General features: G+C 30.6%; 23 protein-coding genes. 3 read left to right on the forward strand and 20 right to left on the reverse strand.

What is annotated here, in order from left to right; genetic code table 11:
• The 12 genes from RT714_RS00005 to RT714_RS00060 form a co-directional block, all read right to left on the reverse strand.
• The gene (locus RT714_RS00005; protein ID WP_313755575.1) at nucleotides 1–402 is read right to left on the reverse strand and encodes a hypothetical protein; all 402 of its coding nucleotides are present in this window, start codon (nucleotides 400–402) and stop codon (nucleotides 1–3) included.
• 41 nt (nucleotides 403–443) lie between these two features.
• Nucleotides 444–1,604 carry an ABC transporter substrate-binding protein gene (locus tag RT714_RS00010; protein ID WP_313755576.1) on the reverse strand — a complete coding sequence of 387 codons (1,161 nt, stop codon included), beginning with the start codon at nucleotides 1,602–1,604 and terminating at the stop codon, nucleotides 444–446.
• A gap of 278 nt (nucleotides 1,605–1,882) precedes the next feature.
• Nucleotides 1,883–3,394, reverse strand: a complete 1,512-nt coding sequence (locus RT714_RS00015; protein WP_313755577.1) for a S8 family serine peptidase — start codon at nucleotides 3,392–3,394, stop codon at nucleotides 1,883–1,885.
• Between the two features lie 644 nt (nucleotides 3,395–4,038).
• Nucleotides 4,039–6,042 (reverse strand): methyl-accepting chemotaxis protein, encoded by a 2,004-nt coding sequence (locus RT714_RS00020; RefSeq protein ID WP_313755578.1) that lies wholly within the window; start codon nucleotides 6,040–6,042, stop codon nucleotides 4,039–4,041.
• A gap of 144 nt (nucleotides 6,043–6,186) precedes the next feature.
• A complete protein-coding gene (locus RT714_RS00025; RefSeq protein WP_313755579.1) occupies nucleotides 6,187–7,116 on the reverse strand; it encodes an ABC transporter ATP-binding protein in 930 nt (309 codons plus the stop codon).
• Nucleotides 7,117–7,118: 2 nt separating this feature from the next.
• A complete protein-coding gene (locus RT714_RS00030) occupies nucleotides 7,119–8,783 on the reverse strand; it encodes an iron ABC transporter permease (RefSeq protein WP_313755927.1) in 1,665 nt (554 codons plus the stop codon).
• Nucleotides 8,773–9,849 carry an ABC transporter substrate-binding protein gene (locus RT714_RS00035; protein ID WP_313755580.1) on the reverse strand — a complete coding sequence of 359 codons (1,077 nt, stop codon included), beginning with the start codon at nucleotides 9,847–9,849 and terminating at the stop codon, nucleotides 8,773–8,775. The genes RT714_RS00030 and RT714_RS00035 overlap by 11 nt, the downstream gene beginning before the upstream one ends.
• Before the next feature lie 166 nt (nucleotides 9,850–10,015).
• Complete coding sequence (locus RT714_RS00040; RefSeq protein ID WP_313755581.1) at nucleotides 10,016–11,173, reverse strand: MalY/PatB family protein; 1,158 nt, start codon at nucleotides 11,171–11,173, stop codon at nucleotides 10,016–10,018.
• 195 nt (nucleotides 11,174–11,368) lie between these two features.
• Complete coding sequence (locus RT714_RS00045) at nucleotides 11,369–12,340, reverse strand: PepSY domain-containing protein (protein ID WP_313755582.1); 972 nt, start codon at nucleotides 12,338–12,340, stop codon at nucleotides 11,369–11,371.
• 162 nt (nucleotides 12,341–12,502) lie between these two features.
• On the reverse strand, nucleotides 12,503–13,237 hold the full coding sequence (locus RT714_RS00050) for a hypothetical protein (protein WP_313755583.1): 735 nt from the start codon (nucleotides 13,235–13,237) through the stop codon (nucleotides 12,503–12,505).
• Nucleotides 13,234–13,464, reverse strand: coding sequence for a helix-turn-helix transcriptional regulator (locus RT714_RS00055; RefSeq protein WP_313755928.1), 231 nt, complete (start codon nucleotides 13,462–13,464; stop codon nucleotides 13,234–13,236). The genes RT714_RS00050 and RT714_RS00055 overlap by 4 nt, the downstream gene beginning before the upstream one ends.
• A 5-nt stretch (nucleotides 13,465–13,469) precedes the next feature.
• Nucleotides 13,470–13,871, reverse strand: a complete 402-nt coding sequence (locus tag RT714_RS00060) for a hypothetical protein (protein WP_313755584.1) — start codon at nucleotides 13,869–13,871, stop codon at nucleotides 13,470–13,472.
• Between the two features lie 140 nt (nucleotides 13,872–14,011).
• On the opposite strand from RT714_RS00060, the gene RT714_RS00065 reads away from it, so the two are divergent.
• The 3 genes from RT714_RS00065 to RT714_RS00075 all read left to right on the forward strand — a co-directional run bounded on the left by RT714_RS00065 (nucleotide 14,012) and on the right by RT714_RS00075 (nucleotide 14,729).
• Nucleotides 14,012–14,233, forward strand: coding sequence for a DUF1659 domain-containing protein (locus RT714_RS00065; RefSeq protein ID WP_313755585.1), 222 nt, complete (start codon nucleotides 14,012–14,014; stop codon nucleotides 14,231–14,233).
• Nucleotides 14,234–14,275: 42 nt separating this feature from the next.
• On the forward strand, nucleotides 14,276–14,494 hold the full coding sequence (locus tag RT714_RS00070; RefSeq protein ID WP_313755586.1) for a DUF2922 domain-containing protein: 219 nt from the start codon (nucleotides 14,276–14,278) through the stop codon (nucleotides 14,492–14,494).
• Between the two features lie 91 nt (nucleotides 14,495–14,585).
• A complete protein-coding gene (locus RT714_RS00075; RefSeq protein ID WP_313755587.1) occupies nucleotides 14,586–14,729 on the forward strand; it encodes a YvrJ family protein in 144 nt (47 codons plus the stop codon).
• A 55-nt stretch (nucleotides 14,730–14,784) separates the two neighbouring features.
• On the opposite strand, the gene RT714_RS00080 is transcribed toward RT714_RS00075, so the two are convergent.
• The 8 genes from RT714_RS00080 to RT714_RS00115 all read right to left on the reverse strand — a co-directional run bounded on the left by RT714_RS00080 (nucleotide 14,785) and on the right by RT714_RS00115 (nucleotide 23,715).
• Entirely contained in the window at nucleotides 14,785–15,807 is a 1,023-nt protein-coding gene (locus RT714_RS00080; protein ID WP_313755588.1) for a stalk domain-containing protein, read from the reverse strand.
• 103 nt (nucleotides 15,808–15,910) lie between these two features.
• Complete coding sequence (gene xylB / locus RT714_RS00085; protein WP_313755589.1) at nucleotides 15,911–17,368, reverse strand: xylulokinase; 1,458 nt, start codon at nucleotides 17,366–17,368, stop codon at nucleotides 15,911–15,913.
• Nucleotides 17,369–17,404: 36 nt separating this feature from the next.
• Nucleotides 17,405–17,962: a 6-phospho-3-hexuloisomerase gene (gene hxlB, locus RT714_RS00090; RefSeq protein ID WP_313755590.1), complete on the reverse strand. Its 558-nt coding sequence runs from the start codon at nucleotides 17,960–17,962 to the stop codon at nucleotides 17,405–17,407.
• Between the two features lie 17 nt (nucleotides 17,963–17,979).
• On the reverse strand, nucleotides 17,980–18,993 hold the full coding sequence (locus RT714_RS00095; protein WP_313755591.1) for an ABC transporter permease: 1,014 nt from the start codon (nucleotides 18,991–18,993) through the stop codon (nucleotides 17,980–17,982).
• 18 nt (nucleotides 18,994–19,011) lie between these two features.
• A complete protein-coding gene (locus RT714_RS00100) occupies nucleotides 19,012–20,019 on the reverse strand; it encodes an ABC transporter permease (RefSeq protein WP_313755592.1) in 1,008 nt (335 codons plus the stop codon).
• Nucleotides 20,012–21,535, reverse strand: a complete 1,524-nt coding sequence (locus RT714_RS00105) for a sugar ABC transporter ATP-binding protein (protein ID WP_313755593.1) — start codon at nucleotides 21,533–21,535, stop codon at nucleotides 20,012–20,014. Before RT714_RS00105 ends, RT714_RS00100 begins: the two co-directional genes overlap by 8 nt.
• A gap of 71 nt (nucleotides 21,536–21,606) precedes the next feature.
• Nucleotides 21,607–22,641 (reverse strand): autoinducer 2 ABC transporter substrate-binding protein, encoded by a 1,035-nt coding sequence (locus RT714_RS00110; protein ID WP_313755594.1) that lies wholly within the window; start codon nucleotides 22,639–22,641, stop codon nucleotides 21,607–21,609.
• Nucleotides 22,642–22,740: 99 nt separating this feature from the next.
• The gene (locus RT714_RS00115) at nucleotides 22,741–23,715 is read right to left on the reverse strand and encodes a LacI family DNA-binding transcriptional regulator (protein WP_313755595.1); all 975 of its coding nucleotides are present in this window, start codon (nucleotides 23,713–23,715) and stop codon (nucleotides 22,741–22,743) included.
• Nucleotides 23,716–24,071: the final 356 nt, after the last annotated feature.

A 24,071-nucleotide genomic window follows, 5' to 3' on the forward strand; every position in this document is an offset into this window, starting at 1 on the left:
TTACACCATTTCTATATCGCTTTGTCCCATATTATTTTTAGTCACATAGCCATCAATATGTGACATGTCACATATTGATGGTACTGGTCTTATAATATTGATGGTTTTACTAAAAAGCAAATTTATTTTTTCTTTATACCCCATAAATATCCCCAATGGTAATGCTACTATTGTACCTACTAAATAGCCTAACATTACCCTTATAATACTGACCGAAATATTTTTAGGAAGAGAACCAAGACCTATAAAATCATCTGTAGCATGTATAAAATTACTTAATACTTGACTTAATTTAGGTAAAATTATGGGATTGTCTATTTTATTTGCAAAAATAGTCCATATACAGATGAGTATAACTGGAACTACAAGACTTATCAAAGTTCTCTTTAGAGAATTACTCATAGATATTCACTCCTGAAAATCTTCTTTTGTGAGACAACATTTTACTCTCCTCTAACTTTTTTAATATATGAAAAATCAAATGCCTTTTCTACAACTTCATCAAAAGATTTATCCTTAAAACGTCCAGAAAATTTTCCCATTTCATTTAATCCATCTACATATACATTTATTCCTTTTAACCAATTTTCATCTGGATCAGTAGTATAAGTAATTGTTGATTTTTCAGCTGTTTCTTTTTCTACACCTACAACATCAGAAAATATCTTTGCAGCGTCCTCTTTATTTTCCATAGCATAATTACAAGTTTCATTTAATAGTCTTGCAAATGCACTAAAAACCTCTGGATATTTATTTAAAACTTCTTCTCTAACGGAATATACACAACATGGAAAATTAGTCCAAGTATCTGTAGGGGGAAAATCTTTTAAATTCATGGCTATATTTCCCATCCCTTTAGATTCAGCAATTTCTGGATATGCTGTAGGGCCTACCCATGCATCAACTTGTTTACTTGATAAAGATGGAATCAGATTATTTTGTCCCTTAAGATCTACCATAAGAACATCTGCATCAATTTGATTTGGATCCTCAGTGATTTTAAAACCTTCCTTTTTAAGTATAGTTTCAATCAATATTCTAGGCCCACTAACAGGTGAATGGTAACCAATCATTACTGGTGCCTCAGAATTTGATATATATTCTTTTACTTCGTCCCACCCCTTGGCATGAATATCTGGTGAAGAAACAAAGGATATTCCACCTGTTTGAATAGGACATAGTATTTTTATATCAGTTCCACTATCAATAGCCGTAAGTATGGCAGTATTTGATGAAAGTGCCGCATCTAAATGACCTTGTCCCATCATCGTTGCTACTTCAGAACCACCTTTTGTAGATACAAAGCTTAGTACAGCTAATGGCTTCCCGTCTTCAATTAATTCGTATTTATCATCAGATAGAGCATTTAGATAAATTCCTCTTTCTTTAAATTCTTCAACCCTATTTAATGGTATAAATGGTAAAGCAGTATGTAAATCTAATCCCCAAGAAAATTGAATTTCAGGAATTTCATTAGTTACATCATTACCATTAGCTTCAGTCTGAGTATCTACAGTTTCATCCTTCTTTCCACAGCCAACTAATAAAGTTAACAATAATAACACTAGAAGTATTAAACTAATACTTTTCTTTAATTTTATCATATTATAACCTCCTTTTCCTTTTCGAATTGATTATACTCCATAAGCCTTCCTAAGTAAAATTATAGTTATAAATGATAAAATTTTAACTATTGCTTTTCTTTATATGAATCAAAATTAAGTTACAACTTTCCTATTAATAATTATAAACCAGCTTAGCTAGCGGCAGATCATTGCTTAGAAAAATGATAAACCCCCACTATTCAGAAATATGAAGGGGGGTTATCATCAATATTAAGCCCAATAGAAATAGGATCCTTGGATTTTATTTTAATAGAATCTTATCTTACTACTGATGAAACTGCTTTAAAAGCATCAACCATGCCATAACCATAACCAAAGTTTGGTGATTTTGGATATGTTGTATCTGTTAGTGGCATTGCTGTACTAGTTATAGCTCTTTCTAATTCTTCCACTGATAGGGAATTATTAGCTGATAAAATTAGTGCTGCTACTCCTGAGATTGCTGGTGCTGCCATTGAAGTACCTGATGAATTTCCATACCCACTAGGTATTGATGACCTTATGTTTACTCCTGGTGCAGATATATTTGGTTTAATTAAGGTTTCATCATATGGTGATGGTCCTAGTTTTGAAAAGTATGCTCGTACATTATTTCTATCCATTGCTGCTACTGCAAATGATTCTGGATAATTAGATGGGCATGAAATTGAGCCTGGCCATGGTGCAGGTTCTCCCTTTCTTTGATTACCTGCTGCAAATACTGGCAATATTCCTGCTGCTCTCCAGTTTATAACAGCTCTTCTATACCAATCATCTATTCCTGCTCCTCCGCCCCATGAGTTATTAATTATATCTGGAGCTTTCTTTGGATCTCCACCTGGAGCTAGCATCCATTGTGCAGCATCTAAAAGTATCTTATCTGTTGTTGAACCATTTTTATTAAATACTCTTGCTGCTATCCATTTTGCACCTGGTGCAACTCCTATTTTGTTTGCTCCGTTTGATTCCTGTCCTACCATTGTTCCCATTACATGAGTTCCATGAGAATCAGAGTCTGCTGGTAATGAAGAATTATACACTGGATCAAACCAATTACCATTTGAATTAGTTTTCCCTGTAACTGGGTTATATCCTCTCCACTTATCTTTAAGAGCTGGATGATCCCATTTAACTCCAGAGTCTATAGTAGCCACTACTATTCCAGTACCATTATATCCTAAGTCCCATACTTTATCTGCTTTTACTGTTTCTATATTCCACTCTACTCCAGTAGCAGATAGTTCTGCTTCACTATTTGTTTCTGGTATATCTAGAGTATAAGTCCTATTTTTATATATCTTTTCTACTTCTGGCATATAAGAAAGTTTTCCTATTACTTCCTTTTTAGCCTTTACATATATAATGTTAACTATATGATATGGTGTAAACTCTATTACATTTTCCTTTTCCATTTCTTGCTTCAAGTACGTTTGGATATCAGCTTGAGTCATTTCAGCATTATCCTGAAGCGCATCTATAACAGCACTTCTAACTTTGAGCTTAGTTTGATGTGGATTCACAGCAGATGTTAATCTAGACTTTGCTTTATAAGACACCTTTTCTACATCAATCTGATCTTTCATATACACTAATACTTCCAATAAATCTTCACTGTCAATATCTTCCTTTACCTCATCTGTAATTTTTTCTATGGAGAATACATTTAAGTTTTCTTCTGGTAAGCTAAGTTGGTCGTCTTCTGCATAAGCAAATGATGCAAAACACCCCAATACCATAACAAGAGTTAGTAGTAGGGACAATACTCTTTTTTCCTGTTTGTTCTTTGACATAAATATTCCTCCTTTAATTTATTTTATAAAAAACCTAATTACACCTCCTTCTTTTAAATATGTATTAAGAAAGTTTAACAATGAATACAATGTTATATATACTTTCACTAAAACTTCTAAGATATTGTTTAAGTTTTTTATTTTTCAAACATCTATAATCTATTTTACATATATCATAATTAAGTCTTTAAACAAAGTCTAGAAGTAAATTCCGACATACTTTTTCAGTATAAATAATTGTTAATATTTAATATTTTTGTCCCTATATATATCGAAATAAAAAGTTTATTGTAATTTGACTCAATTATTCTATAATTTATTGGATAAAAAAATTATAGAATAATTACAATAATTGTTATTGTATAAACATATCTGTCATATATGAAATTTTTTTTTATTTATTACAAAAACTTTCTTTTTTACACCGTTGTTAGAATAATCAAATAATTTTGTCTTTATTGTATTTATAAATAAAATTATATCGAGTGATGACATATTATTTTTCATATCTGACAAAATAAAAATAAGCTAGATTACTAAAATCTAGCTTATTTTTATTTCTAAATTAATTAAGAAATTTGACATAAAATATATTATAATTATTATTTAATTACTAACTCTCTTCATTTTACCTGTAATTTATTTTAAAACCTAACCTGAGAAACAATTTCCTCCAGTCTATTGGATATATCTTTATTTTTTTCAATTATTTTACTTATATCATTTATAGCTTCTACTATATTCATATTCTTTTCAGCAATATTGGTAGTAGCTACAGTTGATTCTTCTACAGTAGTTGATACTTCATTAATAGATATTGATATTTGATTTACAGTTGCTGCAAGTTCTTCTGCTGTTGCACTAAGGTCTGAAATTATATTATTTAAATGAGACCCATCTTCCTTATATTGGATTACTGCATCTACCATCATCTCATAATCATTAACTACATCATTCTCCAAGAAGCTCATCACAATAGATATTCTTTCTGTTAACTGCTCCACTGCTTTTATAATGTCCTCCGTTACAATTTGTATTTCACCTACTGTTGAATTAGAGTTGTCTGCTAATTTCCTTATTTCTTCTGCAACTACAGCAAAACCTCTTCCAGATTCTCCAGCCCTTGCTGCTTCTATAGCTGCATTTAAGGATAAGAGTGATGTTTGTTCTGATATTGCTAGTATTGCATTGGATAACACATTTATTTTTCCTACTTCTTTTGAAGCAGTTATAGCTTTTTCTATTTCTTCTCTTGCATTAGAGTACATCTCCATAGATTTATCTTTAGCTTGAATAAATTGATTGCTAAGTTTATCTGCTTTTACACTTATTTCATTAGATGTATTTGCCCCATCTTCTACTTTCTCTGCGAAATCAGATAATGCATTCTCTATTTCACTAGCTGACTCATTTATAGATATAGTAGCAGCAGATGTTTCTTCCATACCTGCTGATAATTCTTCTGTTGTAGCTGAAGTGTCTTCTGCTTGTCCTAATAAATAATGAATTTTGTCCACTGTGTCTTTATTTACCTGATGATTTATTCTAATGGCTTTATCCATGTCCTCCATAAATACTCTCAACTTCTTAATGGTATCATCAAAGGATCCATACATTTCTCCTAACTCATCTTTCCTATTAATATTTTTTTCTTCAATTGATATAGATAAATTTAAATTAGATATGTCTTCAGCAATCTTAACAGATTCTTTTATAGGATTAGTTATGATATTTGCCATATATAAAGCTAATACAGCAGATATAGAAATCACAATTATTGCTGCTAGTATTGTAAGATAAACAACTCTATTAATAGCACCCATTACACTTTCTTCTGTTACAGCAACTCCTACTAACCAATTAGATTCCTTCGCATTTCCATAAAAGAAAAGTCTATCTACTCCATCAAAATCCTTTATAACTCTATCTTTAATATTTATTTCTGTTTTATCTATAAAACTAGCTATTTTACCTTCCAATAGTCCATCTATTTTCTTAAAACTGCCATCCTTATTAGGCTTAAATTCATCATTTAAATGAGTAAGTACATTTTCTTTGTCATCTACTAAAAATGCATACGAACCATCTCCATAATCAGCTGCATCAATTAAGTCTACTAAATATTCAATAGATATATCTGTTGCCATTACTCCTTCAATATTAGAGTTGGTTTTAAACTTTTTAGAAATAGTAATTACCATATCACCAGTTATGGCATCTATATAAGGTTCTGTTATAAAAAAATCTTCAGTACTCATTGCACCTATATACCACAGCCTTGTAGTTCCATCAAAATCCGGTGATACACTTACACCTTCTGGAAAATAAGTTTCTTTATTGCTATAACTAAGATAATAAGTATTACCTGGATTGTCTTTTGTTATTTTTGTCATAATGCCTTCAATATAGTTTTTATCATGATTATCATTATATGAAATTATATCCAGCACAGATCCTAGGGTATTCTTTTGTAATGCTAGCCATTTATCCACCTCCTGAGCTGTCTTGTTTGCTTCTAAGATTGTCTTATTACTCATTTCTTTCTCAAGTTTTTTGGTTGATATAGAGTAATTAATAATTGAAATAAGTAAAATTGAAATAATGCAAATTATTGTAGTAAATATCAGAAGCCTTCCTTTTAGTTTCATCTTTCTTTCCCCCTTCATGCTTTTTATATATATACCCTATATATTAACCCTTACACTTTAACGCTTTAGTTTAATTTTATGGTAATTATCTATATATCAAAATAACTTCAGTTTTTGGTGCCAGGCACCAAAAACTGAAGTTATTTAAATTTCTATATTAACTAAATCGCCAATCTCAAAATCACTGCCTTCTTTTCCTGATAAATTCACGTCTAATATATGCTTATTATTCTCAATTCTATATTCTGTATATTGCCCCATAAATATTTTATTCTTAATTATATATTCTCCCTTCTTATCTTTAATGATTTTAATATCCTCTGGCCGAATCATATGGGTTTTATCATTATCATCTAAAAAATTAGATTTACCAATAAACGATGCAATATATTGATTGGCAGGATAAAAATAAACTTCTCTTGGAGTACCTATCTGTACTATATCTCCTTTGTCCATTACAACAATTTTATCTGATAGACAAAGTGCTTCAGATTGGTCATGAGTCACAAAAATCATGGTAATATTTAATCTTTTTTGAAGTTCCTTTAATTCCTCACGCATTCTAACCCTAAGACTTGCATCTAAATTGCTAAGTGGCTCATCTAGTAACAATATCTTAGGATTAGTTGCCATTGACCTAGCAAGTGCTACCCTTTGCTGTTGCCCTCCGCTTAAATTTCCTACTCTGCTATTTTCGTATCCTGTAAGCCCTACTATATCAATATATTCCTTAGCTATTTTCATAGCCTTCTTCCTTTTTTCTTTTCTATAGAATCTAATTCCATATGCAACATTTTCTATTACATTCATATGAGGAAAAAGAGCATAACTTTGAAATACAGTAGAGATTGGTCTCTTTTCCGGAGGAAGATTTGTAATATCTACACCATCTAACAAAATCTGTCCACTATCAGGTCTTAAAAAACCTCCTAATAAATTTAAAGTAGTAGTCTTACCACACCCAGAAGGTCCTAATATAGTTACAAATTCTCCTTCTTCCACATTCAAATTAAAATTCCTCACTCCATTATTTTTGTCAAAAAGCTTAGTTAAATTTTTTAATTGTAAAAACATACTTACTCCCTCTCCTTAGCTAATAGCCTTATGGCAATTAAATTAACAGAAACCGTTATAATAATTAGAAAACTTGCCATTACTGCTCCTAAACCATATTGACCATTTGAAATATCCTTGAACATCTCAATACTAGCTACAACATTTCTTGGAGAAACCAAGAAAATAATTGCTCCTACTGTAGTCATGGAAGCCGTAAATGTATTGATAAAACTAATAAGAAATGTAGATTTTAATAGGGGAAATATAATATCTACAAATATTCTAAATCTAGATGCACCTAAATCCCTAGCCGCATCTTCAATTTTTTTATCCATTGTTGTAAAAGTAGCATTTGCTGCTTTATTTGATACAGAAATATGCCTAAAGGTACAGTTTAATATTACTATTGCTGAAGTCCCTGTCAATAATAAAGGTTTATCATTAAAGGCTACAACATAACCAAGTCCAAAAAATATACCTGGAATTATATATGGTAAAGATGAAATAAACTCCATATTCTTCATTAAAGGAATATTTCTTCTATGAGTATAATAGGACAGTAAAATACCTATTATAGAAGATATTATCCCAGAGGTTACAGAAAGTACAATACTTCTATATAAAGCTGGCAAATGTGCTGATTTAACTTTATTAAAATGACTCAAGGTAAATATTAGTTTCCCCGATGAATTAGTAGATATAGCAGATAAAAATATATTGCCATATTTTAAAATCATCAAAAAGAAAAATATCCCTGTTACCAAAGCAAGTACAAATTTAAAAGCTACAGGTAAATTGAATTCATAATTATCTGCTCCAATAGATTTAGCTCCATCTGTTAAATTATCTATCTTAGACATATTTTTACGATAAAAATGAAATGCAATTATAGCCGGTGGTATAAGAAGAACCGATATAGCCGCACCTTTACCTAAATTTGCCGTAGAAAATATAGTCATATATGCTTCTGTTGCCAATACCTTATACCTTCCTCCTATAATTATAGGAGTACCGAAATCAGCTAAATTCATAGTAAATTGCAAAAATAACACAGACATAATTCCAGGAAAAACAGCAGGTAATATTACATTAAAAAGAGTTTCCATAGGTGTAGCCCCTAAATCTCTAGATGCTAGTATTTGTCTAGAATCTATAGAATTTAATGTTGTAATAAGCATCATTGAGGCAAGGGATATATGCCCGATAGTTTGAAGCAAAACAATTCCTTGCCAACCATAAGGATTAACACTAAGCCCCAATAAATTATAGGTAATAAGCCCCCTACGTCCGAAAAGCATAATAAGTGCTAAAGCCGAAACAAAAGGTGGAGATATCATAGTAATCATTAAAGAACGATGAATGAGTTTTTTTAACCGTCCTTTTTGTAAAAATGTAAATAATGCTATACATAATGCAAAAAAAGTCCCAAATATTGAAGATAAGGTTGAGACAAACAGGCTATTCTTTATTAATTTAATATTTTGAGGACTTAACAAAGTCTTATAATTATCAAGAGAAAAGACTCCTTTTTCATATATAGATGTAGATATAACCATTATAATAGGATATAAAATGAAAACAAGTAAACTTATAATTATCATAAATAAAATTAATTTATCTATTATATAGTCAAAGGAAAGAGCCTTAAAATCAGCTCTTCCCCTTTTATCTTTACTATTTATCACCAACTAAAGCTCCCCATCTCTCAAGGATAGCATCTCTGTCTTTACCCATTAATTCTAAATCAAAATCTATAAGTTTACTCTTATCTAAACCACTCATTAACTCTGGAGCATCTACATCATCTCTAGCCATAATTCTAGCATCTGCTTCTCTAAGTATAGTTTGTCCCTCTTGTGATAAATACCAATCTATAAATACCTTTGCAGCTTCTAATTTTTCCGTTGCCTTAAATATAGCTATTGGTGCAGGAGTCCATGGAATTAAATCTTCTGGATAAACTACACTAGTTGGATTAGTATCTCCAGCAGCAAAAGTACCTCCAGTAATAGCAACTACTCCTATGGCAAATTCACCAGCTGCTACCTTATCAAGTGGTTCTCCGCCACCCTTGGCATAGAATTCAATATTTTTATCTAATCTCTTGAAATAGTCCCAAGCCTTTTCTTCTCCCCAAGCTTGAATAAGTCCACTAACTATAGCATAGTTAGTTCCTGATATTGCAGGGTTAGCCATCATTACTTCACCCTTATATTTTGGGTCTGCTAGATCTTCCCAAGTTTTTGGAGCTTCTAGTCCTTTTTCTTTAAGAAGATCATTATTTACTATAAATCCTGCTGGAACTAAAGCAAGTCCAGAAAAATGTCCATCTTTATCACAATATTGAGGATTTATAGCAGATAGATTTGGTGATTTATATGGCTCTAAATAACCTAAATCTCTAGCATTTAAATAACTATCCACTCCACCGCCAAACCAGATATCAGCAGTAGTCTTTCCATTTTCAGCCTGTAACTTAGCAAGAGCCGATCCTGTTGACATACTTAAGGCTTCAATCTTTATGCCAGTTTTTTCAGTAAATGCAGGAAATGAATTATCTGCACCACCATAAGCAAATAAAACCTCTAAAGTAGTTCCTTCAAAAGGCTTTTCATTAACCTCTTCCTTATCTTTTTCAGTATCCTGAGCAACTTCTGGAGTTGTAGGTTCTTCTACTGTTGGTTTTTTTCCACAACCTGTAAATGTAAACATCATTGTAAATATCAAAATCAATGCTATTAGTCTTTTCACTATGTATTCCTCCCTGTATGAATTTTATCAAATTTAGTCTACCACTCACACATATTGAAGTCCAATTAAGATTATCTATAGATTCTTAACAATCTATAGATAATCTTAATAATAAAACAACTTCCATTTTCGGTGCCAGGCACCAAAAATGGAAGTTATTGAAATTTTACTGGATAGCTTTTTTTATTCTATCTAAACCTTCTTTTAAAACTTCTCGTGGGCAACCAATGTTAAGTCTGAAAAATCCTTCTCCTGCAGTTCCAAAAGCTGCTCCATTATTTAGTTGAACTTTACCTTTATTTATTAATAGCTCATTTATTTCTTCTGAAGTCTTTCCTAGAGAATTAAAATTCAACCACATTAAAAATGTTCCATCAGGTTTATATGTCTTTACTTCTGGAATGTTTTTATTAATATAATCAACTGCGAAATCAGCATTATCTTCTATATATCTAATTGCTTGATTTAGCCAATTTCTCCCATATTTATATGCTGCTTCAAATCCTATTATGGAAAATCCATTAGTATGAGTTATTTCCATATTTTCAATAGTATCATTATAAAGCTTTCTAAGTTTTTCATTAGGTATAATAGCTACAGAAGCAAATAATCCTGCTATATTAAAAGTTTTACTTGGCGCCATAAAGGTTATTGTATTATTAGCAAATTCATCAGATATTGATGCTAAGGGAATATGTTTATAGTCGCTAAAAGTCAAATCACAATGTATTTCATCAGATATCATTATAATATTATTTTTCAAACATAAATTTCCAAAGACCTCTAATTCTTCTTTTTTCCATACCCTGCCTACTGGATTATGAGGACTGCAAATCATAGCCATTTTTACATCTTTGTCTATTTTTTTCTCTAAATCATCAATATCCATTATATATTTATTCTCTTTATATATTAGAGAATTTTCTACTACTCTTCTATTGTTATTCTCTATAACCCTATAAAAAGGTGGATATACTGGAGGTTGTATTATTACCTTATCTCCTTCCTTAGAAAAACTCTTTATAGAAATACCTAATCCTGGCACCACCCCAGGTGTAAATACTAACCATTCCTTTTTAATTTCCCAATTATATCTATCCTTCACCCAATTAATTATAGATTCATAAAAAGAATCTGGCTTATCATCATAGCCTATAATACCATGGTCAATAGTCTTTTTCATGGCATCTAGTATTTCATCTGCCACTTTAAAATCCATATCTGCTATCCACATAGGGAGTATATCCTTGCTTTCCCACCACTTTATAGAATTACTAAGTTTTCTATCAATTATTTCATCAAAATTGTATTTTTGTTTATTCACTATATGCACCTCACTTCTTTAGTATAATTATTTAATACCCATAAACCTTTAAAATACCCATACTAAATTATCTTTTCTATTTAATAAATGTAAAAGGTGCAGCAATAAATAAGCTAAGTATTATATTTGATTCTAGATATCAAATATAATACTTAGCTAAATTTACTCTACTATTCTATACAAATATCATACCTTCTAGTCTTTATCTCTTTCAAATTTTAGTATAGATCCAGTTATAGCATGAACCTCTATTTCATAACTATAATCCTTATTATACATTTCAATTTCATATTTTGGTGGATTATCATCTTTATCAAATTCAATTTCTTTAACTTTCACATCTCTGCCAATCTTATCAAGAGCAATCTTTATTGCTTCTTTTTCCGTAATATATTTTACATCAACTACTGTTTTTTTATTTTTGTTATCTTTTTTGATTTTATCTGAGTTTCCTTTTACTTTATATTCATGGTCATAATAAGTATCTTTATCATCTTTATCTCTTACATCCTTTGTTAATTCAAAGACTTCTTTATTTTCAGCATTAACCTTAATTAAATATTTGTACTCAAAAGTCTTAACCTCTATTAAATAATGTGGTATCTTTTTCTCTAATTCAATTTCAAAACCTGTTATAAATGCTTGTTTATCTTTTACCTCTTTTAGTGCAGTCATTTTAGCTTCGTATTTTGAAATAAATCTTCCATTATTTGTTTTAGACTTATGCTCTCCTTTAATCTTTTCTACCTTGACATCTTCAATCTCTCCAGTAATCCCATCTACTTTAATATTATAAACTTCATAAACTTTAGAGTTATTCGTAGTAGTTATTTCAACAAGATAATGTGGATCATCATAAGTTAATACGATTTCATAATCTGTAACTTTTAATTTCTTCTTATCAACTCTTTTCATTGCAATTTCTATGGCTTTTTCCAAACTAATATAATTTTCACTTTTTACCTTATCTATTGTCTTCTTATCTACATTCTTCTTTTTGGAAGCTTTCTTTTCTGCTGCCTTCTTATCTTGAGATTTAGAATTTGAAACCTTAGCCCCCTTACTTGCTTCTACATATAAATTAGCTGGAATAATAGGCGTTGTTAAAGCTATAACTAATGTTCCTATTACAACAGGTAATGCTTTTTTAATTGTTTTCTTTGTCATGAAAATCATCTCCTTTTCTATTTCTTACTTTCATCTTACGATTTTCCGTCACCATCAACAAGTTCAATTCCTATCAAAATTTATCTTTCCTAAATTTCCAACATGTAGAATATCTTTGTGTTTGTTTTTTATAAGTCTAGAGTTTTCAATACTTATAATCTTTTAATCATCTATCTCATCTTTTTCAAAATCTATTACTGCACCAGTTATTCCATGGATCTCCATCTCGTATTCATAGTTTCCTAATACTATTTCTAATTTATATTTAGGTGGATTACCATCAAAATCAGATTCTATTTTAATTAATTCTGCCCCAACGCCTACCTTATTTAATCCAATTTTGATTGCCTCCTCTTTAGATATATATTTAGATTTCATCATTGATTTTTCTTCTTTAGATCTATCCTTTTTACCATCCATATCTTTTTTGTTATTATTCTTATTGTTATTATCTTCTTTATTTGACTTATCTTGATTCAATTTATCTTTATTTTGTTTATTCTTTTCTAGTTTATCTTTATTCGATTTATCCTTATTTGGTTTATCTTTCTTCTGCTTATCTTTTTCCGACTTGTCTTTTTCTGACTTATTATTAATGCTGGATTTCTCATTCCTAGATTCGTCTTCTTTTAATAAGTCATTGTCTATAACTTCTCCAATAGGAGGTTCTTTAATAGATTCATCTATCTTTTCTTCCAATTCTTCCTTAATAGGTTTTTCTTCTAGTTTTACTACTATATCTTCCGAGTCTTTATCAACTACTATAGGAGTATCTTGCTTTACTGCATTCTTACTCATAGTTTTCAGTTTAATTGTAGTAACTACAAGACCTATAGATAAAATTACTATAACTATTATAAGTGTTACAACTATCTTTATCATACCATTTATTTTCATTTAGATAACTCCTCCTTTCGTAGTTTCCTAAATTCCTCAGTAGTCATTCCTACCTTCTTCTTAAATAAAGTATAGAAATATCTATTATCATAATATCCTACTGATTCAGAAATGTCTTTTGCAGTACTATCTGTATTAATCAGCAATTCCTTAGCCTTATCTATTCTACAACTAATAATATAATCATTTAAAGTAACTCCCTTTTCATTTCTAAATATTTGCCTAATATATCCTAAGAATAAATACTAGATATAACTAAATTTGCCTTCTTATTTATTATATATACTGAGTCAACTAAATCATCTCTAAAGGCAGAATTATCTATGATTTTAGATATTGTTTTAATGTCTTCTTCAGATATATTAGTTTCTCGTAAAATCCTTCCTATATCTTCATCTCTAGACCATAAAACATAAAAATCTCCATAAATATTTGTCAATGCATAATAAGCAGTATTATAGGACTGACGCATTAATTCCATTTGTGTTTCAGTAGTCTTTATCTTAGTTCTAGAGGATATAAAATGTGATACCACCAACATTAAAATACTCGTAAGTAAGACAGAGGTTATTAAATATGAAATTATTAATCTAACCAATAATTTATTATTTGTAAGTAATTTTCTAAAATTCATATGACCATCCTTAAATTTTTCTTTGATTTTAGTATATCATTTACTATTATCTTTTTAAATATGAGATTAAAACCCTAAAATTCCCATAGTAAATTATCTTTTCTATTTCTATTTAATAAATGTAGGAAGGAGGTGATAATATGGCAATGGAAACTGTAAAGGAAAAGTTAGCACTAAAACTTGAGCTTGATGGCGGTATGGTAAATGGAAAACAAAAAACCCTATCAAAAACCTTTTCACAAATAAAGACTACAGCTGATGATGCAAATTTACACGCTGCTGCTACAACTATAGCTGGTCTACAGGAAAAATCCTTATTAAAAGTGCAAAAGGTTGAAACTACCAGCTTAATTAGTGAATAACTCTTCACTATTCACTAAATTTAATAGAAAGGCGGTGAACTAATGGAAAAGACTAAATTAGAAATGGAATTCCTTGATGAAGCTAATAAAAAGTTTATAATAAGCATAGAGGAACCAAAGTCAAATATAACACCTGAGGAAGTATCTCAGGCTATGACTACTATAATAAACTGTAATGTATTTAATTCTAAAATGTTGGATTTGGTAAAAGCTAATGATGCTAGAATAGTAAGTACAACAGTAAATAAACTAAGCATCTAATCAAAGGGGACAGATTGTCCCCTTTTCTAGTTTTTAAACAATTTTAATTCTTTTAATTATCAGCTGCAATTGAAATAAAAGGGGTGATTAGATGGAGGAAATATACTCTGGTATAGCTAATCTTGGCTTCCCAATAGTCTTATCTATATACCTATTGGTTAGAATAGAAGGAAAGCTAAATCAGTTATCAGAAAGTATTATGGAATTATCCAAAACCATAGCAGCTCTTAAATAATATCTATAAAAAATACAGGGTGCTGTTCTTAGTGAACAACACCCTGTATTTTACTTTATTTTATTTTCACCTTACCCTTTGAGTCAAAGGTGAAGTAATAATCGTCATCGTTAATATATCCGTATACTTCTGCTTTACTAAATTCATAAGTAATATCTTCATATACTCTTTCTAGGAACTTTTCTTGATAGTCATAATTTCTCCAGTCTGAGCTTTTAACATCAATATATACCCTAACACTTTTTTCTGTTCCTTTTAGTGTGAAATCAAAACGAATACCATCATATTTACCATAGTAATCCTTTAGATAATCTTCCATATCAACTAAATCTTTTATCTTATTCTTACCACTAGACTTATAATCATAGTCTATTGTTAATTTTCCTTTTGAATTAACCTCAAAATCTACTTCTTGTCTATCTGTATATTCATTTTCAATATATCCAGATATATCAGCATTTTTAAATTCGTCTTGAATATCATCAACTATATCTTGAACATAGGATTTAATCTTTGATTGTGATAATGAACTCCATTTAGAATCATCCTTCTTATTTACATAAATCTTTACCTTGATATCCTTTGTACTTCCTGATAATTTAATATCGAATCCAATTTTTTCATACTTATCATATTCTTTATTTAAGTACTTTTCCATATCAGACAAATTGGAAATCTTACCCTTCTTACTGCTTGACTTATCATCCTCTAATTCTTTTATTCTTTCTTCCAATTTAAGAATTTGATTTTGCTTCTCATTTAATTGTACTAAAGCATAATTATAACCCTCATCGAATCTATCGTTGATATCTATTCTACGATCTTGCTGATTCCAGCCAATTTCCTTATTAAGTACATTACCCAACGCTCTTACAGGAACATATGTTGTACTGTTAATAATTAGAGGTTTAGTATCTAAGTACACTTGCTGTCCATTGCTAAAAATCTTGATATCTGCGAAAACTCCCTTTAATGTAGCGTAAGTATCAGCTGCAAATACCGTAGGTACTAAAAGTGAACTCATTATCACCATGGTTACAATAAATAGTACCTGCTTTCTTCCAATTTTCTTCTTCATCTTATCCCCTCCTATTTTTTCTTTAATTCCATTGTAATATAGTAATACTTTTTTGTCAAAATCTGCTAGGCAGATAGGCCCATCGTACTATATCTCCAAATCATCAAAATAAGCTCTTTACACCAGGATATAATTTTTTAAATTTATTATATTTTTCATCATATACTAAAGCCTGAGCCTTCTTTGGCTCAATTGTATTAGTTATTTTTATAAAGTTATTACAAGCCTTATCTACAGAATCAAATAATCCATACCCTACAGCTGCTAAAATTGCAGCTCCATATGCAGGACCATCATCCGAATTTACTTTATTCACTTTTACATTTAAAACATCTGCCATAATTTGACACCATAAATCAGACCTTGCACCTCCGCCATTAATGGTTATTTCAGAAATATCCATTCCCATATCCTTCATAATTTCAAAAGTATCACGAAGAGAAAATGCTACGCCCTCTAATATGGCTCTTGTCATATCTTTTCTTTCCGTTGTTATATTCATACCGATAAACACTCCCCTAGCATTAGGGTCATTATGGGGAGTTCTCTCTCCTATTAAATAGGGTAAGAAAAAAATATTATTATCAATCTCTGCTTCCTTAGCTTCATCTAATAAATCATTAAAATTTGACTTGTTTATATTTTCAACCCACCATTTTAAAGAAGCTGCTGCTGCTAATGTAACACCCATAACATGGTACTTTCCATTTGCATTGCAAAAGGAATGAAGCCTATTATTATCATCTACTACAAAATTCTCCGAATTAGCGAAAACCACAGCAGAGGTTCCCAAGGATACTGAGCATGTATTTTCCCCAACTATACCTCCACCAACTGCTGCAACTGCCTGATCTCCACCACCAATTACAACCCTTACATCATTTGCTAAACCTAATCTTTGGGCAATCTCTTCTTTTATATTTCCAATAACCTGAAAGGATTCATAAAGTTTAGGCAACTGCTCTGTAGATATACCAAGGACATCCAGCATATCCTCTGACCATTTTCTATTCTTTACATCTAAATATAAAGTTCCCGAAGCATCAGACATATCAGTTGCAAATTCGCCGCTTAGGTTATATGCCAGATAATCTTTTGGCAGCATAATCTTTTTAATCCTGTTAAAATTATCTGTTTCATTCTCTCTTAACCATAATATCTTAGGTGCAGTAAAACCTGTTAATGCAATATTACCAGTCCAATTAGAAACCTTCTCTTTACCAATCCCATTATTCAAGTAATAACATTGTTTTTCAGTCCTTTGGTCATTCCAAAGTATGGCTGGTCTAATAACTTTATCCTCATCATCAAGAATAACTAATCCGTGCATTTGTCCACTTAATGCTATAGCCTTCACTTCTTCCTTGTCAAGTACATTAAATAATTCATCTAATCCATTTAATGTCTGATTCCACCAATCTTCTGGATTTTGTTCAGACCACATTGGTTGAGGGAAGTAAATAGGATATTCTTTAGTAACGGTTTTTATAATTTCACCTAATTCATCTATGGCAAGTATCTTTACTGATGTAGTTCCAATATCAATTCCAATAAAGTACATATATATCCCTTCTCTCAATATGTCTATTTAAAATAATTATTCAAAATTCCTATGGTTCTGAGCCATCTTTTCAAATGTATTTTCACTGCTATCTACAAGCGCCATAATAACCATGTCAAAAAGTATAAACAGTGATTGCTCAAATAAATTCCCCATAGGCTGAATAGACGGTACTACATTATCCTTCCCCTTGTAAACACTTGCAGGTACCCATAAAACAAAATCTGCTAACTCTGCTGTCTTTCTATCAGGCACTCCTGTCACAAGAGCTATTTTTGCCCCAACTTTCTTAATCTCATTTACTACATAGTGAATATGACCTATTTCTCCAGAACCAGATGTAAAGATAAAAAGGTCATCTGCTGTAACAGCTGGAGTTGTATCATCCCAACACCAATGTACTTGTTTCCCATAATGCATCAATCTCATAGCAAAACCACGAGTTGCAAGTCCTTCCCTACCTACTCCCATTAAAAATATTCTATTGGAACTATTTATCATATCCATTAGAACTTCCACATCTTTATAATTGATTCTTTCAAATACCTTATCAAGTTCTCCTAATATAGTTTTATATACTGGCTTAAAATCCATATCTATATCACTCCCATTCAATTATTTTTTACTCTCTTTGATATTTTAAATAATTTTCCATTATCAATTAAAAAGTTCAAAATCATTACAAATAATAATAACGCTCCCCAAATAAGTTTTTTAGCATATGGAGTAAATTGAAATATTGTAAATGCACTTTGAAGAAATTGTAAAACTGTCATTCCCAATGCAACACCAAATAATTTCCCCTTACCTCCATCTGGATCAATCCCACCTAATACAGCTACTAAAATTGTTTGCAGCTGATAGGTGTCTCCAAATCCCATTCTAGCAGAATTGACTCTAGAAATAATAATCAAAGAAGATATTCCTACTAAAAACCCAATCATAGAATAAGTTTTTATCAGCACCTTTTCAGAATCAATGCCTGAAAATCTTAATGCCACTGAATTTTGTCCAACCATATATATTTGAGTTCCAAATTTTGTTTTGGATAATATGAAGGAAACTAAAATAAAAGTAAGAAGGAGTAAAATAAAAATATATGGGATATTAAAGAATGTCCTTGAACTAAATTTAGAAAAACCTTTTACTCCCACTCTGACACTCTCACCATTAGTCAAAGCCATACCTATTCCAGTATAAAATATCATAGTTCCTAAGGTAGCTAATATTGGAGGAATAGATAATTTTGATATCAATAATCCATTAAATAACCCACATAATGTAGAACATAATAATGCTGCAAATACTGCAATCAATATTGTAACTCCACTACCAACAGTTTCTATATTAAAAAATTTCCCCGATAATACAAAGGCTGCTATAATTCCAGAAAGTCCTGCATTGGCTACTATAGATAAATCAATTCCTCCAGTTAACATTGCTAATGACATAGCTATAGCTAAAAATCCAAATTCACTGATTTGAAAAGCCATAGATTGAAAATTATTTATAGTAAAAAACTTTCCACCTAGGGCAGCTCCAAGAAATAGTGTGACTATAGCAAAAACTCCTAACAAAACAAATATATTCGTATCCTTCCTGAAAATATCATTGACTGATTTCAAATTAATCACCTCTTATAATCATTTAGTAAATATCAATTGTTGTCTATTATTCTTACGTTCTTGATATGATATTATGGAAACACTAGCTATGAGGATTATTCCAATAAACAAATCATTCAATGAGGTCGATAGTCCTAAAAATACAAGGGTGGATTTGAAAATTTGAATAATTGCTACTCCTAAAACTGCACCTAGAATAGTACCTTCACCACCTGTTAATCGTATTCCGCCAATAACTACAGCAGCTATAACCATTAATTCTGTTCCAACTAGAGATACAGGGTTAATCAAATCTATTTCAGAAAAATAGACTATCCCCATAATGCCTGAGAGTAATCCCATATAGGCATAGACAAAAATCTTAGTTTTAAGTATATTTATTCCTGCCCTAAGGGCAGATTCCTCTGAATTTCCAATGGCGAAAATACTTCGTCCCAGCATAGTCTTATATAAAACAAACCAAGTTATAATAAGGATTGCCAAAGCCATTACAAAAAATAAAGGAATTCCATAGGATGCAGAACCATTAGTAATTGTAAATAACTTTGCCGTCCCAAACTTAAATAAAGATTGCGGCTTATCTGCCACTGAAATACTGCTTGTTCCTATAAATGTAGTCATGAATCCATAGAAAACGCTAGATGTTCCTAATGTAACAATAAATGTAGATAATCTGAAAAAATGAATTATCAAAGCATTTATAATACCTAGAAAACATCCTATAAGCGCTGATAATAATAAAGCAAAATAAATATTATCTATCCCTAAGCTAATCATCAATCGTATAGATGAATAACCACTTACTACAGCAATAGCAGTAAAAGAAACATCTATTCCTCCTGATATAAGCACAACTAAAACCCCAGATGCCAATATTAATGTGCCAGATGATGTTCTAAGCAAGTCAAATAAAGTATTCATAGATAAAAAGTTTTTACTTACAGTGCTAACGATTATTATATATACTGTTAATATGCTTATTAAGTATTTTTCCATCTGCTTTAACTTTCTAAACCTTCTATTCATCTTCTACCCTCCTCAATGGATTGTTGATAATTTGAAAAATTTCCTCTTGGATATTCTCATTATCAAGGTCAGCCTCATCTAAATACTTAATAATCCTACCCTCATGCATTATTATTACCTTATTGCAATTTCCTAAGACTTCCTCTATTTCATCTGAAATAAGTATAATTCCCATTCCATCTTTAGCCTGTTCCTGAATCTTATTATATATTTCAGATTTTGAACCTATATCAACTCCTACAGTAGGTGTATCTAATATGAAAATCTTAGGAGCGGTAACCATCCATTTTCCAATGGCTATTTTCTGCTGATTTCCACCAGATAGTTTCTTTACATGGAGGTCTATATCCTTATTATTTACATTCATATTATTTACTACTTCAGTGGAGATTGTTTTCTGCTTAGTTCTATCTATTATTCCAAAATCATTCTTAATTTCATCTAAAATTGTAGCAGTTATATTAAATTTAGCACTACTATCAAGAAATAATCCTTGAGTCAATCTATCCTCAGGCAAAAGAGCAATACCATGCTTAATAGCTGTAGTTGGAGAGTCTATTTTTAAGGGTTTATTATCTATTAAAATCTGACCACCATCAGGAGGATTTAATCCAAATAATGACAATGCAATTTCTGTTCTGCCAGAACCTAATAATCCTGTTATTCCTAAAATATCACCTTTTCTAAGGGAAAAATTTACATCCTCAAACATACCCTTCTTAGTAAGATTTCTAACTTCTAAAATTTTATTATCATTGGATTCCCTTCTTCTATATCTTGAGTAGCCAACTTCTCTTCCAGTCATATAATAAGACAAACTTTTGGGATTAAGTTCATTGGCAGTAAAATCTCCTACCTTTTCACCATCCCTAATAACAGTTATACTGTCTGATATTTGGAAAATTTCATTTAATTTATGACTTATAAAAACAACAGAAATACCCTTTTCTTTTAGTCCTAAAACAATAGATAGTAGCCTATCTACTTCTTTTTTGGTCAATGCAGTAGTAGGTTCATCCATAAATAAAACTTTTGCATCTAAGCTTAAAGCTCTGCAAATTGCTACTAACTGTCTATTAGCAATAGATAAATTTCTAATAGGAGTATCTAAATCTAAGGAAGCTCCTATTTTATCTAATTGTTCTTGAGCAATTAGATAAATGTCATTCCAGTCCATAAATGTATTTTTGCTATAAAGCATTTTATTCATAGCTATATTCTCAGCAATACTCATATGCAAAAACAAAGACAAGTCTTGATAAATAACTTGAATTCCCTCTTCTATTGCAGTTATTGGTGTTAAGCGACTATAGCTTCTGCCTTCAATATTTATTTCTCCTTTATCTGGTGTATATACGCCAGATAGTATTTTAACAAGAGTTGATTTCCCACAACCATTTTCACCTGCAAGACATTTAATTTTACCTTTTTCAATTTCTACATTAACATTCTTAAGAGCATGAACTCCATCAAAACTCTTGGAAATATTATTTGCTGATAACAATATGTTTTCCATTAACTTCTCTCCTATCTTGTTTATAATAAAGACAAAGGAAAATCATTTCCTTTGTCTTTATGTTGTAAAAATTAGAATGGATACTTTCCAGGTTCAAATGTTCCCTTCTTCAATTCCAAAGGAGCATTACCATATACAACTTTATCTATAATTTTAATACTCTCATATCCATGTCTTCCTAAGTCTATTCCATCTTTAATTTCTTTTTCACTCAAAATCTTATAAGCAAGATCCATACTTGCATATCCAACGTCTGCAGGTCTCCAAGTTTGAGCATGTACCATAAAACCTTCTTCAAGATAAGGACCTGATACAGAAGGAATTCCTAAACTAACAACCTTGATGTCAGTATTATTTCTTTCCTTTAGAACAGAAGCCATATTACTTCCAGCAGAAACTGAAGTCCCTACAAATCCTTTTAAATCAGGATGTGCATTTAATATTTCAAGAGCCTTATCTCTCGCAATCTTATCATCATTTTTATCTTCATATGGCTGTTCAGATATAGGTGTCATATCTGGATAGTTAGCTTTAATATGTTCCATTCCAGCATTATACCAAGCCATATGAGTTTCCATAGTTAGTCCACCAACCATGGCAGCAAATTTACCTTTACCATCCATAGCCTTTGCTAACTCATCAAACATAAGTACCCCAAAGGACTCATTGTCAAAAGCTTCTATATCATAATCTACAACATCAGCTAAACCTGCAGCTTCATGGCTAATTATTATTATTCCTTTTTCTTTTGCTCTTTCCAAAACTGGTCTCATAGAGTCTGGATCATTGGGAACAACAGCTATGGCATCTACTCCCTGGGCTATTAAATCTTCAACCATTTGTACTTGTTTAGCAGGATCTCCCCCTTCAGGAGCAATTTGCCAAGCTTTTACTTTCCCCTTATATTCTTCATTAAACTCGTCTACTCCCTTTCTCATATCATCAAACCATGGAATGCCTTCGTGTTTTGCTACCATTACTATTTCAAATACCTTTTCTTCAGCGTTAGTTGCTTGATTATCATCTTTTTTGCCACATGCTGCTACTAAGGTTAAAACCATTAATAGCGAAATAAATACTAATATCCTTTTTGAACCTCTTTTCATTAAAATCTCCCCCTAATAATATAATTTGTAAAATTCAGCATCATACTGAATATTTTACCATATTAATTATAATGCTAATAACCAAAATTTCACTTTTATCTATAAAAGTGTTGAATCCCTTTGAATTAGCTTTGTTTCTACTAAGTAGTCTTTAATAATTGATTCTTCATTGTTAATTAAATCAATTATTGATTCCACAACTAAAACCCCTATTTCTTCAATAGGCTGTTGAACAGTAGTTAAAGAAGGATGTAATAATTCACATATAAAGCTATTATCAAAACCAATTATCTGTATATCTTGTGGAATTCTAATATCTCTTTCTTTTAAATATTTCATAACTATGGCTGCTGCAATATCGTTAAAAACAAATATTCCATCATAGTTTTCAATGTCTTTAATATTATTTAGATTTCCTTCAAGCATTTTTACTTGAAAATCACTTTCAAATTCTACAACATCAATATTAAGTTTTTTCTCTCCTGCTGCATCAATAAATCCCTTACATCTCATTTCAGTAGCTTCAAATGTTCTTGGTCCTTTTATATGCAAGATATTTCTACATCCTCTAATATATAAATGCTCAAATGCCATTTTACCTCCATTATAGTTATTAGACGATATAGTAGGTATATCTGAGGATATATGATTTTCAAAGGAAACAACTGGAATATTAATATTCACATATTCCTCCTTACACATTGTCCTTGAAGCAATAATGCCTGCCACTCGATGACTTTTTAATATTTCTAAATATTCCATCTCTTTTTTTCTACTATCTTCAGTATTGCATAAGAATAATGTATATCCATATCTATTAGCATGATCCTCTATTACAGTAGCCATTTGATTGAAAAATGGGTTTGTAATATTAGGAATCATAAGTCCCAACGTCATAGAATTTTTAGTAAAAATTGCTCTTGCTAAAGCATTGGGAGTATATCCCAATTCATCAATTTCTTTTTGAATTTTTACCTTTACCTCTTCGCTGACATACCCTGTATTATTTATATATCTTGATACAGTGGCTATTCCCACCCCCGCTCTTTTAGCAATTTCTCTAATGTTTGACATAGTTCTGACCCCATCTTTTGTATAATAAGCACATGAAACATGTTCCATATAATTTATTATGATTATAACATCATAAAATACTCCATGTCAATACCGGGACAATCGTGGATATAGCTAAGCTTATTTTGTCCCAGTCTGCATAAAAATCCAGGTTTTCCTTTTCAAAAACGAAATGGAAAACCTAGACTCCAACTCATGTTTCATATAAATAACAAGAAAACAGAAACTATACCTAATAATATAAATATTATATTTTCTACTTTGCTGTTAGTTCTAATTTTAATAGGAAGTGATATATTGTTTTTTAATGGATAAAATAGTTTTACTCCTTTTATTGTAAATAAATCTGCTATGAT

The sequence above is a fragment of the Tissierella sp. genome (assembly GCF_032104385.1).
Classification (GTDB): domain Bacteria; phylum Bacillota; class Clostridia; order Tissierellales; family Tissierellaceae; genus Tissierella.

Excerpts from the sequence above, each read along its gene's own strand:
- RT714_RS00005 (WP_313755575.1), bottom strand. The coding sequence starts at position 402 with ATGAGTAATTCTCTAAAGAGAACTTTGATAAGTCTTGTAGTTCCAGTT.
- RT714_RS00010 (WP_313755576.1), bottom strand. The coding sequence starts at position 1,604 with ATGATAAAATTAAAGAAAAGTATTAGTTTAATACTTCTAGTGTTATTA.
- RT714_RS00015 (WP_313755577.1), bottom strand. The coding sequence starts at position 3,394 with ATGTCAAAGAACAAACAGGAAAAAAGAGTATTGTCCCTACTACTAACT.
- RT714_RS00020 (WP_313755578.1), bottom strand. The coding sequence starts at position 6,042 with ATGAAACTAAAAGGAAGGCTTCTGATATTTACTACAATAATTTGCATT.
- RT714_RS00025 (WP_313755579.1), bottom strand. The coding sequence starts at position 7,116 with ATGTTTTTACAATTAAAAAATTTAACTAAGCTTTTTGACAAAAATAAT.
- RT714_RS00045 (WP_313755582.1), bottom strand. The coding sequence starts at position 12,340 with ATGACAAAGAAAACAATTAAAAAAGCATTACCTGTTGTAATAGGAACA.
- RT714_RS00050 (WP_313755583.1), bottom strand. The coding sequence starts at position 13,237 with ATGAAAATAAATGGTATGATAAAGATAGTTGTAACACTTATAATAGTT.
- RT714_RS00060 (WP_313755584.1), bottom strand. The coding sequence starts at position 13,871 with ATGAATTTTAGAAAATTACTTACAAATAATAAATTATTGGTTAGATTA.
- RT714_RS00065 (WP_313755585.1), top strand. The coding sequence starts at position 14,012 with ATGGCAATGGAAACTGTAAAGGAAAAGTTAGCACTAAAACTTGAGCTT.
- RT714_RS00070 (WP_313755586.1), top strand. The coding sequence starts at position 14,276 with ATGGAAAAGACTAAATTAGAAATGGAATTCCTTGATGAAGCTAATAAA.
- RT714_RS00075 (WP_313755587.1), top strand. The coding sequence starts at position 14,586 with ATGGAGGAAATATACTCTGGTATAGCTAATCTTGGCTTCCCAATAGTC.
- RT714_RS00080 (WP_313755588.1), bottom strand. The coding sequence starts at position 15,807 with ATGAAGAAGAAAATTGGAAGAAAGCAGGTACTATTTATTGTAACCATG.
- xylB (WP_313755589.1), bottom strand. The coding sequence starts at position 17,368 with ATGTACTTTATTGGAATTGATATTGGAACTACATCAGTAAAGATACTT.
- hxlB (WP_313755590.1), bottom strand. The coding sequence starts at position 17,962 with ATGGATTTTAAGCCAGTATATAAAACTATATTAGGAGAACTTGATAAG.
- RT714_RS00100 (WP_313755592.1), bottom strand. The coding sequence starts at position 20,019 with ATGAATAGAAGGTTTAGAAAGTTAAAGCAGATGGAAAAATACTTAATA.
- RT714_RS00105 (WP_313755593.1), bottom strand. The coding sequence starts at position 21,535 with ATGGAAAACATATTGTTATCAGCAAATAATATTTCCAAGAGTTTTGAT.
- RT714_RS00110 (WP_313755594.1), bottom strand. The coding sequence starts at position 22,641 with ATGAAAAGAGGTTCAAAAAGGATATTAGTATTTATTTCGCTATTAATG.
- RT714_RS00115 (WP_313755595.1), bottom strand. The coding sequence starts at position 23,715 with ATGTCAAACATTAGAGAAATTGCTAAAAGAGCGGGGGTGGGAATAGCC.